The sequence below is a fragment of the Parendozoicomonas sp. 209JJ7-1 genome (assembly GCF_058147085.1).
This window is the reverse complement of sequence record NZ_JBYVJU010000015.1, coordinates 99,669-116,631: the sequence shown is the minus strand read 5'-3', so window position 1 is coordinate 116,631 and position 16,963 is coordinate 99,669. Positions and strand designations below refer to the sequence as shown.

Below are 16,963 nucleotides of genomic sequence, written 5' to 3'. Positions count from 1 at the left end.
AATGGCAGGATTCCGGTTTTATGGGCACTTTCTCGAAGAAATCGACTGTTTTTCTGGTAAACGCAATGTCATCGGGCGTAAAAAAGCCATTCACAAAGAGCGGCTTTTAATGGGCAAGGTTGTGTTGCTTCTTAGAGGCTAAGTACCTTTTCACCTCTGGAGATACCGGTCACACTACTGGTGATATCCAATATCTGGCCCAAAGAGTAACAATTTCAATTAATTCTCACAGATGGTCTACTATGATGTTCCAGTTGCGCCCCCTTTAAGTTAGAGCAGAAATGAGATGAATCCCCTCCTTTATTCTTGCAGATGCCATTTGCTTTCATTAATGGTGTTTATCGCCTTTACGGCTGCATGCGAACTGGCCAGTGGCACTGACAATGACATCGAACTTTGGGACTGTCATCAGAACACTCAAACAGGAATGTGTGGTATGGGCGGTCTTTTCGTTCATTGTTATAAGTGTCTTTGCGATGGCTCTCAGATCAAAATCGACAGATCATGCACGGCTGATGGCGATCCGTCTGCCTGTGATAAGTGCTGCAAAACCTATTGCGCCCCCCATTACAGCCATGATCTTGAATTATGAGCAAAAGTAAGACTAAAAAAAACGCCACCCTGAAAGGTGGCGCTATACGAACGACTCAACGTTTATTGAAGGTCACAGGCTCAACACTTTCTCCCCTCTGGAAATACCGGTCACACCACTGCGCACAACTTCCAGCACAGCGGCTTCACCGATTGCACTAATGAAGGCATCAAGTTTTTCACCAGTCCCTGTCAGCTGAATTGTGTACACACTGCTGGTGATGTCTACGATCTGGCCACGGAAGATATCCGCCGTACGCTTGATTTCCGCACGCTGAGCACCATTAGCCTTCACCTTAATCAGCATCAGTTCCCGCTCAACATGGGAACCTTCTGTCAGATCCACCAGCTTCACCACATCAATCAGCTTGTTCAGCTGCTTGGTGATCTGCTCAATGGTTCCCGGCTCACCATCAGTTACAACTGTCAGGCGGGATAGAGTGTCATCCTCAGTGGGAGCAACAGTCAGGCTTTCGATATTGTAATTACGCTGGGCAAACAGGCCGACGATACGGGACAGGGCACCGGGTTCGTTTTCTACCAGTACAGAAATAATACGCCGCATCAGGTTCGCTCCGTCTTGGTCAGCCACATATCACGCATGGAACCATCCTTGATCTGCATGGGATAAACATGCTCGCTGGTATCCACTGCCACATCCAGGAAGACCAGACGGTCTTTCAGGGAGAAGGCTTCTTCCATAGCTGGCAGCAGATCTTTCGGATCGGTAACCTTAATTCCAACATGCCCATAGGATTCCACCAGCTTCTTAAAGTCCGGCAGGGATTCCATATAAGAGTGGGAATAACGGCTGTTATATTGCATATCCTGCCACTGGCGCACCATGCCCAGCGCCTGGTTGTTCAGGTTAATTACCTTAACCGCCAGGTCGTACTGCAGGCAGGTGGACAGTTCCTGGATATTCATCTGAATACTGCCTTCACCGGTTACACAGGCGACATTGGCATCGGGATTATGGAGCTTAACCCCCATAGCCGCCGGCAGACCAAAGCCCATGGTTCCCAGACCACCGGAGGTGATCCAGCGATTGGGCTTATCAAACGGGTAATATTGGGCAGCAAACATCTGATGCTGACCAACATCTGTGGTCACATAGGTTTCTGAATTCCTGGTGACCTGGTAAAGAGCTTCTATAGCCTGTTGAGGCTTGATGACACCCTCTTCAGTTTTATAGGGGAAAAGTCCGCCACGGCCTTCACGCCATTCCGTGATCTGTTTCCACCAGTTTTCCATGGCTTCTTTATTCTGAACATCTTTGGACACCGCCGCGATGTCGTTCATTTCTTTAAGAACGCTGGTTACCGGGCCAACGATGGGTACATCAACGGGAACGTTCTTAGCGATACTGGCCGGATCAATATCCACATGGACAATTTTGGCCGTGGGGCAGAACTTGCTGGTGCTGTTGGTCACTCGGTCATCGAAACGCACACCAACAGCAAGTACCAGGTCACTGTGGTGCATGGCCAGGTTGGCCGCATAGCTGCCGTGCATACCCAGCATACCGACGAACTGTTCGTCAGTTCCCGGGAAAGAGCCAAGCCCCATCAAAGTGTTCGTTACTGGCGCGCCAGTCTGCCTGGCCAGCTGGGTCAGCAGCTCAGAACCTTCTCCCATAACCACACCACCACCGGCGTAAATAATCGGGCGACGGGCTTTGAGCAGCAGATCCATAGCTTTGCGAATCTGGCCACTATGGCCTTTCTGGGGAGGTGTGTAGGAGCGGATTTTGACCTTTTCCGGATATTCGTAAGGAAATTTCCTGGAAAGGTCAGTGATATCTTTCGGCAGGTCTACAACAACCGGGCCTGGGCGGCCGGTCTGGGCAATGTAAAATGCCTTCTTGATAATTTCCGGAATATCTTCAGCACGCTTAACCAGAAAACTGTGTTTTACGATCGGGCGGGAGATGCCCACCATATCGGTTTCCTGGAACATATCGGTACCAATAAATTCCGACGGTACCTGGCCAGACAGGATAACCATGGGAATGGAATCCATATAAGCCGTTGCGATACCTGTAATAGTGTTGGTCGCACCTGGGCCGGACGTGACCAGTGCAACACCGGCCTTGCCGCTGGAACGGGCATAACCATCTGCCATATGGGCAGCGGCCTGCTCATGACGTACTAAAATGTGTGTAATTTTGTCCTGGCGGAAAATGGCATCATAAACGTGCAGCAACGCGCCACCCGGATAACCGTAAATATATTCGACACCCTCATCAGCGAGCGCCCTTATAACCATGTCCGCTCCGGACAGAAGTTCGACTTGCTTACCCTCAGTCACGGAATCACCGTTATTTATTTTACAACCCGCACACACCTGCTGGAGGGAGCCGGGCTGAATTGTTATTGCCTGCGCAGTGGTTCAGGGGAAAAAGGCCCTGTCACACTTTCCCATGTGTCAGTTTGTATAAGCCTGCTTGTGGAGGCTCTGTATTCCCAGGCAGATATTACCCTTACGGAATGGTCACCGGGTATTGCGGGTGTCTTATCCCGGATAACAGAAATATTGTTCATTCCACAGGCTGCAAACCTTTCAGCACTGTGAAATATGCGGTCATTGTTGTCGCTGAACTCTGGTGAGTCAATAGGAGCACCATTAAAGGGGCTTCAAGCGGTGACCGTATGCGGGTAAAGTACAGCCATTAGCAGATAATAAAGACAACATCAGTTTCCTATGAAAACACTGTTCCAATCCCTGTCCCTGGTATTTTTGTTCGTGTTGGGCACTTCTGCCTCAGCAGAAACTGTCTATCGCTGGTACGACAGCAACAACACTCCCCATTACAGTAAGCGCCCACCTGAGGGAGTGAAATACGAAACCCTGACCACCAGAGATATAAAACCGAAAGACCAGAATCAGGATGAGAGCGAATCTGCAGCGCCCGGCACCGACAAAAAGCGTCGTGACACCGCAGATAAAACAGACGAATACTCTGAACAGCTCGCCCGTCTGGAAAAGCAACGCGCGGAGTCCTGCAGTACAGCCAAAAAGAACAAAGAACGTTTGCTGAACAATCATCGTATTCAACTACGAGGCGAAAACGGAAGCGTAAGAACATTGAGCCATGAAGAAAAGATGGAACAGCTCAAACGAATGGATGAGGCCATCCAGGAATACTGCAACTGATATTGAGCGGAATATTACCTGCTGAAAGAAGGCTTACCGTTTAAACCGGCAAGCCTTCCTCTATTTCCTTGTCAGTAACGCTTCACTTCTCCTTTAGGCGCGTATTTGCTTTCCTTAATGGGAGAGTGTTTCTTGATGTAATCCTTCAAAACATCCGCATCAATAAAACCGGTATTCACATAGCCTGGCTTATCATCCACTTTCGGATACCCATCGCCACCCGAAGCCGAAAAACTGTTCACGGCCAGGCGGTAGATTTTATTCGGTATCACCCGCTTGCCACCAACGGTCACATTCTTTAGCAGGCCGTCTTCAATGGTCATGGCGACATTGGCGAACTGGGCAAAGGCTCCACTGTTCGGAGGCATACTGCCAACAACCTGCAGATAGTCTTTCAGCTCTTTCCCTGTGAGTTCCACATAGCAGACCTGGTTCCCGAACGGTTGCACCGTCAGCACATCCCTGTAGGTGATTTCACCTGCAGGAATGCTGGCACGGATACCTCCACTATTGACGACAGCAAGGTCAGCATTCACTTTATTCATCTGGACATCAGCAATTAAATTACCCAGAGCAGTTTCCCGGAAGCGCACCTCAGACCGCTCGCCAGGTAAACGCTTATCGGTATAGCCAATGGGAACACTCAACATGGCCTCGCCTTCCTTATAAAAAGGTTCAAGCAGTTCCAGCATGGCTTTATCTTCCGGAATAACAGGGCCGATATTCACATAAATCTTTTTACCATTGCGCATGGTGCGCTCTTTGAGGTTAACCGGTATCAACTCGTAATTGGTCAGCTTAAGAATGCCATCCTTATATATGAAATCAGCCCGGCCAACATATTTGCCCCATTCAAAGGCCTGCATGATATAGGTCGAGTTAATAATGTCAGGACGATACAGGGGATTCTGTGAGTGTCCGCCAGTAATAATATCGATGCCATCCACTTTCCTGGCAAGATTAACATCCCCTGGAGAGTTCGCCCCATGCTTACCCCGGAAGTACCAGCCCAGATGGGTTGCGGCAAGAACAATGTCCGCCTGACTTCTCATCTCCGGCATCAAGGCTTTTACTTCTTTAACCGGGTCTCGGAACTCCAGGTCTTTGGTGACATCCGGATTTGATGTTTCCACAGTATCCAGGGTGGTCAGCCCGATAATCGCCACCTTGACGCCTCCGGCATCCATAATGATGTAAGGCTTGAAAAGCCGCTTTCCTGTTTTCTTATCGTAGATATTGGCAGCCAGGAAGGGGAATTTCGCCCACTTCTCCTGCTTCATCAAGACGGGCAGGGGATTATCGAATTCATGGTTACCAACCGCTGAGGCATCATAGCCAATCAGGTTCATGCCTTTAATATCCGGAAGAGCGTCCTGCATATCTGATTCAGGTCTTCCCGTATTAATATCACCGCCCGATACCAGGATTGTTGCTCCACCTTCCCGGGCAACTTCCTTGCGAATATGGTCTATTAACGTTTTACGGGCAGCCATACCACCCTCACCACGCTGGTTTCGCCAGAAATTACCGTGATTATCGTTGGTATGAAGAACTGTCAGCCGATGGACAACGCCTGCACCGGGAGGCGGTGGCTTGGGTGGCATGTGGCAGGCTGCCACCCAGACAACAAACGACAATAACCATACAACTCGAAAGCGATAAATCGACTGCATCACAGAACTCCGGATAGTCCAAAGAAACGCCAGTTTGGCAATTCTAGCAGCCCCTGTGGATTTGCCCGGAACGGAGTCTCAGACAGTTGTGACCAGACTCCTGCCTGTTCTTAATTCATAGCTTTATCAAGAGATGCCACAATAGATAGAAGACCAGCTACACGGTCACCTTCCGCCTTAAGGGCTTCTTCAGCATAAGGGTGAATGCTGGCACCTTTGGGAAGTTCACTTCCATGCTCAATCATCCCGTGCAGACGGGGGATATAAATCCACTGCAGCCACTCGGTAAACGACATGGTATCAACACAGAAAGGCAGCTCACTGGCCAGCGCCTCAGCTGAAGGAGGCATTGCACGCCAGAATTCCACCTCCTTCAGTTCTGCTTCCATTCTTCTCAGCAACACGAATACGCCCTGATTCAAAACAACAACTCCTTCACAAAAGCTTTCTTCATCACAGCCTCTTCACAACAATAATGGCCATGGAGCAGCAGCCAAATATTATAAATCCGAAGACAAAAACAAGTCATGCTAACGCACCTGTGAACGTCGAAGAAAACACAGAAGTGTTATTGCAAATAGAGCCCATCGTCCACATCCAGATAGAACTCCACATAAGTGCAGCGATGTGATCGAGTATCCAGGCAGGGCATAAACTTCTCTCCTACACTCCCTTCTACATTCTCTGCTTTCGCGCTAGAAATGTGTCTATAAAGTGTATCTATGAGGAAGGTACCCATGAAAAAAGTCATCACGTTCATTGCTTTCGCATGGGTCTCTGGGGTCTTTGCAACAACTTGCCCCAATGGGACTTACCAGGAATGCGCTCAGGGCGCTTGTTATCAATATTATATAGAACACCAAAAGAGCTGGACTGATCACACCCCTGTGTATCATTGTGTTATGGAAGATTTTTCAGGTGTGACGCAATGCTATGTCGGATCGGCAGGCAGTTGCCGGAATGATGGCTCTGGCTGTGTTGAATGTTGAGGGAACGCCATGTTGGCTGGCCCTGCATGAGCCTCAATAAGCTTCTTACCGTCCTGGTCTGCCTCAAGCGCATCGAGCTATATCAACACAGAAATCACCACAAAGCCTTAAACCAGTCCACTATTCCTTTTACCGGAGACGCCCCCGCACAGGGCGCACTCTTTCGGGGCTGAGAACCTTCAATAAACGGCAGTGACATATCATTTTCACAACCGCTGCCCCCTAAAAGACCACTTGCCCGGTCTATGCTGAAGAACTTTACATCTGCAGCAGATATTGTCCTTAAAGACTCCACTCCCCGCTGGCGCATAAATTCACTCCAGACCCGCAGTGCACCGGTACTGCCGGTGAATCTGGTCGGGCCGTTATCATCCCGGCCAATCCAGCTAACCGCGAGTGTGTCATCGGAATATCCGGCAAACCAGCTGTCCCGGCGATCATCAGTGGTTCCGGTTTTCCCTGCCAGACGAACAGACGACGGCAACACTCTATAAGCACCAGACCCGGTTCCTTCGGTCATGGTTTTCTGCATGGCGAAATCAATCAGAGCAACCTGCCCTGCCGGAAAGGCTTCTGTCTCTGAGGAACTGTAACGGCGCAGGGGGTTCCCGTGGGCATCCAGCACCGTATTGATAGATCGCAGGGGAACCCTGTATCCGCCGGAAGCCATGGTCTGGTACATGGCAGCCACCTCCACCGGACTTAATTCAAGGGTGCCTAGCAAAAGAGAGGGAAACGGTTTGATATTCCGGGATAAACCCATTTTTTTCAGGGTTTCCACCACTTTGGGCAATCCCACATCCAGACCGATACGAGTGGTTGCCTGGTTATAGGATTTGGCCAGAGCCAGATATAAAGGTACGTCGCCGTGGGATTTCTTATCATAGTTCCGGGGTGTCCATGCCCTGCCATTCTCCTCTGTTACGGTAACAGCTGTATCACTGACAGATGTTGCCAGGGTATAACGGGATGGCTCTGAAAGTGCCGCCAGATAAACCGCCGGCTTGACCAGTGAGCCTATGGGTCTGCGGGCATCAAGAGCCCGATTAAAACCCGCAAAACCCGCGTGCCTTCCACCTACAACAGCCTGTACTTCTCCAGTCGCAATGTCCGTAACCACCATGGCGGTTTCCAGCCCGGTATTTTTGCCGCCCTCAAGTCTTCGCAGTGTTTTCTCAACGCTGCTCTGGGCCTGCTGCTGGGCAATGGGATTCATATTGGTGAAGATCTGCAGGCCTTCACTGGTCAGGTCTTTATTGCGGTAATCGTTGCGTAGCTGCCGTTTCACCAAGTCGATATAAGCCGGGAAAGCATTGGCCTGCATTCTTTCACGGGAGACAACCCCCAACGGCAGAGACTTTGCCCGTTTAACTGCAGTGGCAGATGCGACCCCATACTCCGCAAATATATCCAGAACCAGATTACGCCTCTCTTTGGCTCGCTCAGGATAACGCCGTGGGTTATACCAGGACGGGCCTTTTATCATGGCCACCAGCAAAGCCTGCCGGGAAAGATCAAGTTCCTTCAACGGGCGAGCAAAATAAAACTGGCTGGCCAGAGCTATACCGTGAACAGCCCGCTGGCCCTGCTGCCCCAGATAAACTTCGTTAAGGTAGGTTTCAAGAATATCGTCCTTGCTGTAATGGGCTTCTAACAGCAGGGACATCAGGGCTTCTTCAACCTTTCGGGTTAGTGTGCGCTGGTTATTCAGATAGAAATTCTTCACCAGCTGCTGGGTCAGGGTACTTCCCCCCTGCACAATGCCACCGGCCTGAACATTCGCCACCATGGCACGGGCAATGCCTTTCAGTGAAATACCCTGATGGTTATAGAAATCCCTGTCTTCCACCACGACCAGCCCTTTGAGTAAGGTCTGCGGGACATCATCAAGGCGAACAAGAATCCGGTCTTCATAACTGGCCGGATAAATTCCTCCCATTAGCTGAGGGTCCAACCTTACAGAGGAAATATCCCGGCCAAGGCTGCTCAACCGGGATATTCCGTTACGGTCAAAGGCAATCTTAACCCTCAAGTTTCCCCTTGCCCCTTCGGGAAACTGGAAGCCACGGATATGAATTTCAAAAGTATTACCAGAACGGGAGAAAGTTCCGGGACGACTGACCCGTTTTACCGGTTGATAGCCCTGTCTTCGCAACTGAAACTGTAAGGTATCCTGTGTGAGCTTTGCGCTTTGGGAAAGCTCGACAGGCTTTGCGTAAACCTTGGCGGGAATCGCCCACTTTTTGCCATTGAAGGTCTGGGTGATGATAGCGTCGAGATAAACCATCCATGCGGCCAGAACAACCAATCCGCAAACCCCCAGTTTGAATATCAGATTCAGCGACAGTAGCCTGCCGCGTCTGCCCCCTGATTTTTTCTGTCTGGTTTTTCTGTTTGAACGTCCCTTGGCAGCGGGCTTTCGTTGAAGTGATTTTCTGGTCATGGATGGAATTATATGTTCCAAACCTGCCTGCATGGAACCAGTCAGTTGTTTCCCCTGTGGTTGTCTATGCCAGCGTTTGAGCTGTCTCTTTATAAACTTCGTCTATCATTACTGTGTTGATAATGAATAACTGTTCTATCTGAACGCAAAAGGATTTGCTTGATGGAGCTGATAGAAATGAAAAACTTGGGCAGAACCTCTGTCCAGTGGCTTAACGCTGTAGGTATTCACAGCCCGGAGCAATTAAAAGCCGCAGGGGCAGCCCAGGCTTATAAGAAAGTCAAAAGCCGGGGATTCAGGGTTTCAAAGGTCCTTCTTTATGCCCTTGAAGGGGCTTTACTGAATGTGCACTGGAGTGAACTCAGCCCCGATCATAAAGACCGTCTGCTGCAGGATGCAGAGAACGCACAAGAGTAATGTTCAGACAATTTACTAAGAAACAGTCTGAAAAGTAGTGCATTCAAAGACGAATTCTTGAAAATAGCCCTTTTTATAGCAGTCCCTTGAGCAAGAAACGTCGCAAAAAATCTGTGGCGCAGAGTCCATGACACACTTCATGCAAGGGTTCGCCGGAAAGCAGGGCGTCATACCACAACCGGCGTCTTTGCAAGGATTATGAAGTGCTACCGGAGACAACTGAGGCTATGATCCATTTGGCGATGATCCACATCATGGTGCGACGCATGGCCTATGGCCTCATGAGTGACTTTTCAGACGACTCCTAAATGAATGAAAACAGTCTTCGCTCTCTGAATCAGGGAATGACTCTATGCACGTAATCTCTGGCAGCTTTTTGAAATACCTTGTCGGAACGGTGGGACTCTACCTGCTCTTGACCACAGTCTCCTTTGTCTTTGCACCCTACCATGCTTTTCCGGCCTACGGAATTGTCGGTTATACCCTGGTGATTCTGTTATTGCTGTACACCATCGGGCTGGCGGAACGGAGGTGGCACTATATTGCTGGTGGCTTAACCCTGGTGCTGGCGGGTGTGGTGGGCAGTGCTGATATTGTGCTGTCCCGGGAAGAGATAGTGATGGAATTGCAGCAGCTGAATTTTGTCTGGGCCCGGCAGCTGTTCAGTGATATGGATACTGTGTCCAATATGGTGAATATTCTGGTGATATTGCTGAATATCTTTACCAGCAGTCTGGCGGCCAATGTGCTGTTCCATGGCTTGAACAGGCAGAACTTTAAAGACTCAGCCTGATGGTTGGGGAGCAGGCCTCGGCTTTGTGCCGAAGCCAGGGAAAAGGGGTCGGGTTCATTAAAAGTGCTCAACCCCTTTTTTCTTCCCCCTTTGCAACCAGTCAAGTCTCACATGACCTTGGGGATGTTTTCCCCTAAGAAACTGTCTGAAAAGTAGTGCATTCAAAGATGAATTCTTGAAAATAGACCTTTTTGTAGCAGTCCCTTGAGCAAGAAGCGTCGCAAGAAGTCAGGAAAAAACCGGTATCCATCAAACCTCAGTGAAGGTGCATGGAAAGCCCTGCAAGGGCTATTGCCCACAGAGAACAAAAATGAGGTCAGTTTGCGTAAGGTGCTCAATGGCATTTTCTATGTGCTCTAAACAGCCATTGGTGGGCCTGCACGAAGATACGATGCCGGAAGATTGGGTCAGAGACAGATTGCAATTCGCGCTGAAGGTTGTCTTACATTGGGTCTTACGTTGTAACAACCAGAAAGGGTTGAAAGTCTTACCGAGGCGGTGGGTTGTGGAAAGAACATTCGCATGGCCTCATGAGTGACTTTTCAGACGGCTTCTAAAACCCTTCTTTAAAACAGTCTTCTTAACATTTTGTTTTTAAACGGTATATAAAAAAACTTCTGAAAATCCTCCAAAAATATTTGCAAATGCAAATAAGAATGATTATTATTTACTCGCTGGCTGACTACCAGCACCGATGATTACAAAACAGATTCCCAAGGTCTGGCTTGTAACCATCTCCTCATCAGGCAATTCACGGCATTTTTCCCCGGTTCGTCCGGGGATTTTTTTGCCTGACAAACGGGGAGGGTAATTCAAGGGCTGTTAGTTATCACCCACCAGATAACCAGCACAATCAGACCAGGAACAAAAAAACCTATCAGGGCACCGGACTCCCGATCACCGCCCCGCTTTTCCGAGATTTCCCCCAGCCACCAGGTTAATCCCAGCCAGCCGGCAACAGCGACCACAATGCCCAGCCAGTGCAGCCACGATAATTCCGCAAAGAAAACCATTAAATCCATGCCCCCAATACCTCCACAGCCTGTTCAATATGTTGTTACGGCCACTTATTCGCCAACTCAAACCCACGGAGTATGGCAAACATACCGGCAAGCGTTAGTTTTGGACTCATCAGGGGAAGAAGGGTTCAACAGCCTGGGCAACCAGACTGTTGAGAGCAAGGAGGGAGAATCAATAATAAAGAGAAGGGAAGATAAACTTATTGGGCGTTCTTTTTTTTAAACTCTGCGCAATAATCAGGACGCTGGACACCTTCTGTCCACCAGACAACATCATATTCTCCGGACAGATCACGGCCTTCCCGGGGCAGTTCGGCCATACCCAGGGTGATAACCCGGGCATTCGGGTCGTTGGCCAGCACATATTGAGGTACGCCAATATCCTTACGGGCATGCCAGTTGCCCGCCAGCAGGGCGGAACCTGTGGGTTCAGACATCAGGCTTGCCGCCATTCTGACATCTCTGGACACCTGAATGCGCAGCATGGCTTCTTCGCGGGCCTTGGGAATATATCCGCAGTGGGATTCCTGGAACTCCTTTCGGTGAATATTCAGTCCCTCGTCACCAAGCAGCTCATCACCGATGCGGACTGGCTGGGATTTCACAACTTTCATTTCACCTTTATCAAGGTTGGCGGCCTTCAGAGGAATTCCCTCTCCCGCAGCCCAGGCCACGATGGGGCCATACAGCTCCCAGTCCCAGCCTTTCTGCCAGTTCAGGGTTTTGTTCAGCTGTTCAAGGTCAGTCATTCTCTCCTGCACAGCAAGATCGGCACCGGGCTGCTGGGAAGGAACAAGCATTTCCAGGGAAATCTGTTTCAGCCAACCTTTGGCATAAAGCTTTTTCAGAATCTCCAGCTGCAGAGCATGTTGTTCAGCGTTGTCGTGGAACTCACCAAGAATCACATAATCTTCTTTCTGCAGCACATCCACCAGCTGGTCAATGGTCGCAAGACTGCGCTGCTCACTGAACACTTCCCCCGGTTTCATCCCCGCACAACCGGTCAGTAATACGGCCAGGCAGGCAACGGCCCCAAAGTGCTTTACACGAGATAACATTTATTCGGCTCCTGCCGTAATTTTCAGAATCATTTCACCGAAAGTGTAGATAAGAGAACCGCCCCTCAGGCAGCAACCACCAGCGGATAACCGTTTACGGGGTGAGGCATAATGCAGACATCAATATCCAGCAGCTCTTTCAGCAATTCTGGCGTTAATACCTGATCGGGAGTGCCCTCTGCTCTTACCTTGCCATCACACAGCATCACCAGGCGGTCTGCATACTGGCTGGCCAGGTTCAGGTCGTGGAGAATCACCACTACGCCCACATTGTGGCTGGCAAATTCCCGGGCCACCTTCAGGGTGAGATGCTGGTGCGCGGGGTCAAGGGCAGATGTTGGTTCATCAAGCAAGAGTACCCGTGGGCCGGATTCTGGTTCATCCCAAATCTGCGCCAGAACTCTGGCCAGATGCACTCGCTGCTTTTCACCACCAGACAGCGTTGTGTAATCGCGATCCCGAAGATAGAGGGCATCAACCCGGCGAAGGGCCTGATCAACAATATCCAGGTTTTCTTCCCGACTGGTTTTGCAGGGAGAACGCCCCAGCAGAACAACCTCACCGACAGAGAAAGGAAAGTTCAAAGAAGACGACTGAGGAAGAATACCAAGCATCAGGGCTCTTTCAGTCAGCTCCCAGCTTTGGATTTTCTGACCATTCAGGGAAATACTGCCACTGTTGGCGGACATCTCATCAGTCACTGAGCGGAACAGTGTCGACTTACCAGCGCCGTTTGGGCCAAGCAGGGCAACCACTTCCCCAGGGCGGGCATGGAAAGAGACATTATCCAGCAGAAACCGGCCGTCCCTTTCAACAGAGACGCCCTGAATATCAAGACAAGGATTAATTCCGGAATCCTGCATCATCCAATCCTGTTTCTCTGCTGCCACAGCAGCGACATAAAGAAGGGAGCGCCGAGCAGCGCGGTTACAATACCGATAGGCAGTTCAGCCGGAGTAATCACTACTCGGGAAATCACATCCGCAAGCAGCAACAGAGAACCACCCAGAAGCGCCGAAGCAGGCAGCAGATAACGGTGATCCGGGCCAATAGTCATGCGAATAAGGTGGGGTACAACCAGGCCGACAAAACCGATCATTCCCGATACAGAAACGGAAACACCAACACCCAGGGCGGTAAGAATAATTAACCGGATTTTCAGCGCCTGAATATTATGGCCAAGATGGCGTGCTTCCGATTCACCCAGCAACAGGGCATTCAAACCTTTGGCCTGGCTGATAAGAATCAACTGAATACCCAGCAATACCGGCACAACCAGAATCAGCTGCTCCCAGGTGGCTCCACCCAGGCTGCCCATCTGCCAGAAGGTCAGGTTCCTCAGCATGGTGTCATCGGCCACATAATTAAGAATGCCCATGCCCGCGCCACTTAAAGCACCAATGGCAATACCGGCAAGCAGCATGGTAGCAACAGAGGAACCGTGGGAAGTGGTACCGATTTTATAAACAATCAGCGTCGCCCCAAAACCACCTACAAAGGCAAGAAAAGGTACAGTGTACATCTGCAGGGTAGAAACCATGGCCACAGGCAGAAGGCCAATCAGCACAATGCCAACACCCGCGCCTAAAGCCGCACCACTGGAGACACCAATAATACTCGGGTCTGCCAGAGGGTTTCGGAACAGCCCCTGCATGGCTCCGCCACAAACGGCCAGGGCACTGCCCACCATAACCCCAAGAATGGTTCTTGGAAGACGGATAACTTCTACTATCATCCAAGCTTGGGAATGCTCTGCAGCATCGGGAACGGTCATCCCCAGCCAGCTTTTCAGAAGTCCGAAGAATTGTCCGGCAGTTACCGGAACCGCCCCGGTGATAACGGACAGCATCATTATCAGCGGCAACAATACAGCCAGGCCGACAACAAACAGCCTTGCTCTGTTTTCCCTTTCCATCAGTGTTTTACTGCAACCTTTATTAGCGAATTAGCGAGCATTCAAAGTACGTGGTTACGCATCCGGACCATACATATGGTTGGCCAGCCTGAGAGCTTCATCACCAATCCTCGGCCCCAGACCACCCATGAGAGTGCTGCCATCAATTATAAGAATATTGCCATTACGACCGGCGGGTGTCGCCTCCAGCCCAGGTATCAGTCTGAGCACCTTGTCCAGGGAACCTTCCTTGTTCATGGTGCTCTCAGTTACCAGAATAAGGTCAGGGGCCATGGACAGCAAAGCTTCGCCGGAAACCGGCTTAAAACTGCTGAACGAAGACTTCACCGGATTCACGCCACCAGCCATCTCAATCAGATTGGTGACTGTGGTGTTATCCCCCGCAAGAACAGCGGTTCCTGTATGAGCCATCAGGAAAATAACCTTCTGCGGTTTTTTACCTTCCGACACCTTTCTTACTTCGACAAGCTTCTTTTCAATATTCTGCCAAAGCTCATCACCAGCGGGCTTATTGTTCATGACTCTGGCCAGCTCGGTAATACGGGTTTTCAATTCCGGAAGTCCTGCGCCTGCCGGAAGAACAGTGACCTTAACGCCCGCCTGTTTCATCTGCGTCAGCACAACGGGAGGTCCCATTTCATCTGTGCCAATCAGGTGATTTGGCTGAAGGGAGAGCATACCTTCGGAAGCCAGCTGGCGATGGTAACCAACTTTCGGCAGAGCCATTGCCGAAGCAGGCTTGTTGCTGGTGACATCTGTACCGACAACTTCTTCATTCTGCTTCAGCTTATAAACAATTTCGGTGACACCAGGACCTATTGTTATTATCCGGTCGCCCGCTTCCGCCAGAGCCAGGGATGGCAGCATGACCAGTGCGGCCAACATCCGTTTACCAAACATCACTCGTTCTCCATCATAATACTTGCGGCAGGCCAACTCTGGCTCTGCAGGAAACTTAACATCTGTACCAGCCGTTCCATCGGCACGTCCCGGTCCCCGGCGATAACCACCTGAATATCCGGCCTATCCTCACGGGCTTTAAGCAGGGCGGCAGATACCGCCTCCCAGCTTTCATGTTTTTTCCCATCCAGCGCCCAGCCCGGAGTGTCCGCGAGCAGGTTGACTGCGAGGGTTTCCGGTTCTTCCAGCACTTCTGCTTCTTCCACACCAAGACGGGGCAGGTCTACCGACAGCGCCAGGGGCGCAACATTGGCGGTGAACATTAGAAACACCATAACAATGAAGATAACGTCCAGCAGCGGCGTCAGGTCAGGCAGCAGGGACGCCTGGGCTGCGTCGTCTTCAGGTAGACGAATCATGCGGCAACTTTCTCAAAATCAACAGCTCCGGCGTTCCTGGCCCTGCCTTGTCTGTTTTTGCTGAAATCCCCCTCGTCCAAAACCGTATCGCTGGCATCCACGCCTTCCAGCATAAGATTCACGTGGTTCAGAACAAATTCGAGACGGGCGAGGTAGTTATTGGCCCACAGTGTAAAACCGTGGCTGGCGGCCAGGGCCGGAATAGCGATAGTCAGACCGTAAGCTGTGGTGTACATGGCCGCGAACAGGCCTTCAGCCAGTACCGCAGGAGTGACCGGGCCGGTTATGCCTGCCATACCCTGAAACATGGTAATCATGCCGAGCACTGTGCCCAGCAGGCCGACCATCGGACTCAGCACACCGATCAGCAGCAGAAAACGCAGGCCGGAGTGCATACGCTGACGATGTTTCAGCAGCCACAGGCCGGCAATTTCTTCCCGCATATCCTTGGGGCTGGAAGCGTGCCTAAGCAGTACCCCAACCCCCTGATGCAGACAGTGCTTCTGGCTACAGAAGCGGGCGGCCTGATCTTTATTGCCGCAGTCGCCACAGCCGTTTTCCTGCAGATCCATCAGCAGCTTGCGAACACGGGCCTTGCCCATGCCTGGCTGCAGGGTATAAGTCACGATGCGTTCAATAATCAGGGCCAGAGCCACCACCGACAGAAACAGCAGCGGCACTCCCATTATTCCCAGCTGGTTATAGACATCTTCCAGCATTTTTCACTCCCAGGCTTATAGGTTTTATCGGGTATTCAAGGCGAAATGCACGGGGATCTGCACCCGCTGGCGTACGGCTTTTGTTCCAACCATTTTGGGGTAGAACAGCCAGGCGGAAGCAGCCTTAACGGCAGCCCGGTCCAGCAGGGGGTAACCCGATGAATCAACAATATCCACGGACAGAGGCTCGCCCCCTTCATCCACCAGCAGCTCCACTAGCACGATTCCCTGCTGATTACGACGACGAGCCGCCCGTGGATATTTGGCAGGCTTTTGTCGTTTAAAGTACGGATCAGTCACTATCGCGACTTCTTCACTTAGACCATCCTGCTGGTTTTCCTGCAGAGCGGAAGCGACAGAGGCCATTAGCTCAGGTTTGGCTTCCTGCGGTTTTATTTCCTCTGGCTTCTCTTCCTGCACAGGCTCAGGCTTCTGAGGTTCAGGCTCTACCTTGGCTACCTCAACGGGCTCGGGCTTGGATTCCGGCTCTACCTTTGGCTCAGGCTCCACTTTTGGAGGAATCTTCCTGACAATCTCAGGTTCTGGAACTGGCTTGGGCTCAATCTTCGGCTCAGGGCGCGGTTTGGGTTTTGGTTCAGACTCCGGCTTAGGCTCGGGTTTTACTTCCTGAACGGCCTCTGGCACCGACACGAAATTGTTGAAGGTCAGGGACACTGGTGCGGAAAATGCTTTTTCCGCATTCAGTGGCTGCCGGGGGGCCGGAGTCTTCTGCCACAGTAAAACAGCTCCCGCATGCACAGCTATCGAACACAGCAAAACCAGCGACCCACGTAGTGAACCACTGTTTAAAAAATCTCTGAGAATGCCTGTCCGTCTCACCCAAAAGATGCTCTTAATTATTGCCCTGCCA

General features: G+C 50.9%; 16 protein-coding genes. 3 read left to right on the top strand and 13 right to left on the bottom strand.

The annotated features are described in order from the left end of the window. Positions 1-664 precede the first annotated feature (664 nt). Together ilvN and ACY2RQ_RS15330 are read right to left on the bottom strand one after the other, a co-directional pair. On the bottom strand, positions 665-1,156 hold the full coding sequence (gene ilvN / locus ACY2RQ_RS15335) for an acetolactate synthase small subunit (protein ID WP_490113860.1): 492 nt from the start codon (positions 1,154-1,156) through the stop codon (positions 665-667). Beyond that, positions 1,156-2,901 (bottom strand): acetolactate synthase 3 large subunit, encoded by a 1,746-nt coding sequence (locus ACY2RQ_RS15330; RefSeq protein WP_490113859.1) that lies wholly within the window; start codon positions 2,899-2,901, stop codon positions 1,156-1,158. The genes ilvN and ACY2RQ_RS15330 overlap by 1 nt, the downstream gene beginning before the upstream one ends. A 393-nt stretch (positions 2,902-3,294) precedes the next feature. Between ACY2RQ_RS15330 and ACY2RQ_RS15325 the strand changes: the two genes are divergently transcribed. Next, positions 3,295-3,747 (top strand): DUF4124 domain-containing protein, encoded by a 453-nt coding sequence (locus ACY2RQ_RS15325; protein ID WP_490113858.1) that lies wholly within the window; start codon positions 3,295-3,297, stop codon positions 3,745-3,747. A gap of 71 nt (positions 3,748-3,818) precedes the next feature. Here the strand turns inward: ACY2RQ_RS15325 and ushA are convergent, their stop codons facing one another. The 3 genes from ushA to mrcB form a co-directional block, all read right to left on the bottom strand. After that, positions 3,819-5,420, bottom strand: a complete 1,602-nt coding sequence (ushA, locus tag ACY2RQ_RS15320) for a bifunctional UDP-sugar hydrolase/5'-nucleotidase UshA (RefSeq protein ID WP_490113857.1) — start codon at positions 5,418-5,420, stop codon at positions 3,819-3,821. A 110-nt stretch (positions 5,421-5,530) separates the two neighbouring features. Then, on the bottom strand, positions 5,531-5,824 hold the full coding sequence (locus tag ACY2RQ_RS15315; RefSeq protein ID WP_490113856.1) for a YqcC family protein: 294 nt from the start codon (positions 5,822-5,824) through the stop codon (positions 5,531-5,533). 679 nt (positions 5,825-6,503) lie between these two features. Continuing rightward, complete coding sequence (gene mrcB / locus ACY2RQ_RS15310; RefSeq protein WP_490113872.1) at positions 6,504-8,852, bottom strand: penicillin-binding protein 1B; 2,349 nt, start codon at positions 8,850-8,852, stop codon at positions 6,504-6,506. A 162-nt stretch (positions 8,853-9,014) separates the two neighbouring features. Between mrcB and ACY2RQ_RS15305 the strand changes: the two genes are divergently transcribed. After that, positions 9,015-9,269, top strand: coding sequence for a TfoX/Sxy family protein (locus ACY2RQ_RS15305; protein ID WP_490113855.1), 255 nt, complete (start codon positions 9,015-9,017; stop codon positions 9,267-9,269). A 352-nt stretch (positions 9,270-9,621) separates the two neighbouring features. Beyond that, positions 9,622-10,062 (top strand): hypothetical protein, encoded by a 441-nt coding sequence (locus tag ACY2RQ_RS15300; RefSeq protein ID WP_490113854.1) that lies wholly within the window; start codon positions 9,622-9,624, stop codon positions 10,060-10,062. 812 nt (positions 10,063-10,874) lie between these two features. Here ACY2RQ_RS15300 and ACY2RQ_RS15295 read toward each other — a convergent pair. From ACY2RQ_RS15295 to ACY2RQ_RS15260, 8 genes are all read right to left on the bottom strand, one after another. After that, a complete protein-coding gene (locus tag ACY2RQ_RS15295) occupies positions 10,875-11,084 on the bottom strand; it encodes a hypothetical protein (RefSeq protein ID WP_490113853.1) in 210 nt (69 codons plus the stop codon). Between the two features lie 197 nt (positions 11,085-11,281). Continuing rightward, a complete protein-coding gene (locus ACY2RQ_RS15290) occupies positions 11,282-12,139 on the bottom strand; it encodes a ChaN family lipoprotein (RefSeq protein WP_490113852.1) in 858 nt (285 codons plus the stop codon). Positions 12,140-12,204: 65 nt separating this feature from the next. After that, on the bottom strand, positions 12,205-13,005 hold the full coding sequence (locus ACY2RQ_RS15285) for a heme ABC transporter ATP-binding protein (RefSeq protein WP_490113851.1): 801 nt from the start codon (positions 13,003-13,005) through the stop codon (positions 12,205-12,207). Beyond that, entirely contained in the window at positions 13,002-14,054 is a 1,053-nt protein-coding gene (locus tag ACY2RQ_RS15280) for a FecCD family ABC transporter permease (RefSeq protein WP_490113850.1), read from the bottom strand. The genes ACY2RQ_RS15285 and ACY2RQ_RS15280 overlap by 4 nt, the downstream gene beginning before the upstream one ends. Before the next feature lie 54 nt (positions 14,055-14,108). Then, complete coding sequence (locus ACY2RQ_RS15275; RefSeq protein ID WP_490113849.1) at positions 14,109-14,954, bottom strand: heme/hemin ABC transporter substrate-binding protein; 846 nt, start codon at positions 14,952-14,954, stop codon at positions 14,109-14,111. Continuing rightward, entirely contained in the window at positions 14,954-15,373 is a 420-nt protein-coding gene (locus ACY2RQ_RS15270) for a biopolymer transporter ExbD (RefSeq protein ID WP_490113848.1), read from the bottom strand. Before ACY2RQ_RS15270 ends, ACY2RQ_RS15275 begins: the two co-directional genes overlap by 1 nt. Beyond that, positions 15,370-16,092, bottom strand: coding sequence for a MotA/TolQ/ExbB proton channel family protein (locus ACY2RQ_RS15265; RefSeq protein WP_490113847.1), 723 nt, complete (start codon positions 16,090-16,092; stop codon positions 15,370-15,372). The genes ACY2RQ_RS15270 and ACY2RQ_RS15265 overlap by 4 nt, the downstream gene beginning before the upstream one ends. 24 nt (positions 16,093-16,116) lie before the next feature. Next, positions 16,117-16,869, bottom strand: a complete 753-nt coding sequence (locus ACY2RQ_RS15260) for an energy transducer TonB (protein ID WP_490113846.1) — start codon at positions 16,867-16,869, stop codon at positions 16,117-16,119. Positions 16,870-16,963 lie beyond the last annotated feature (94 nt).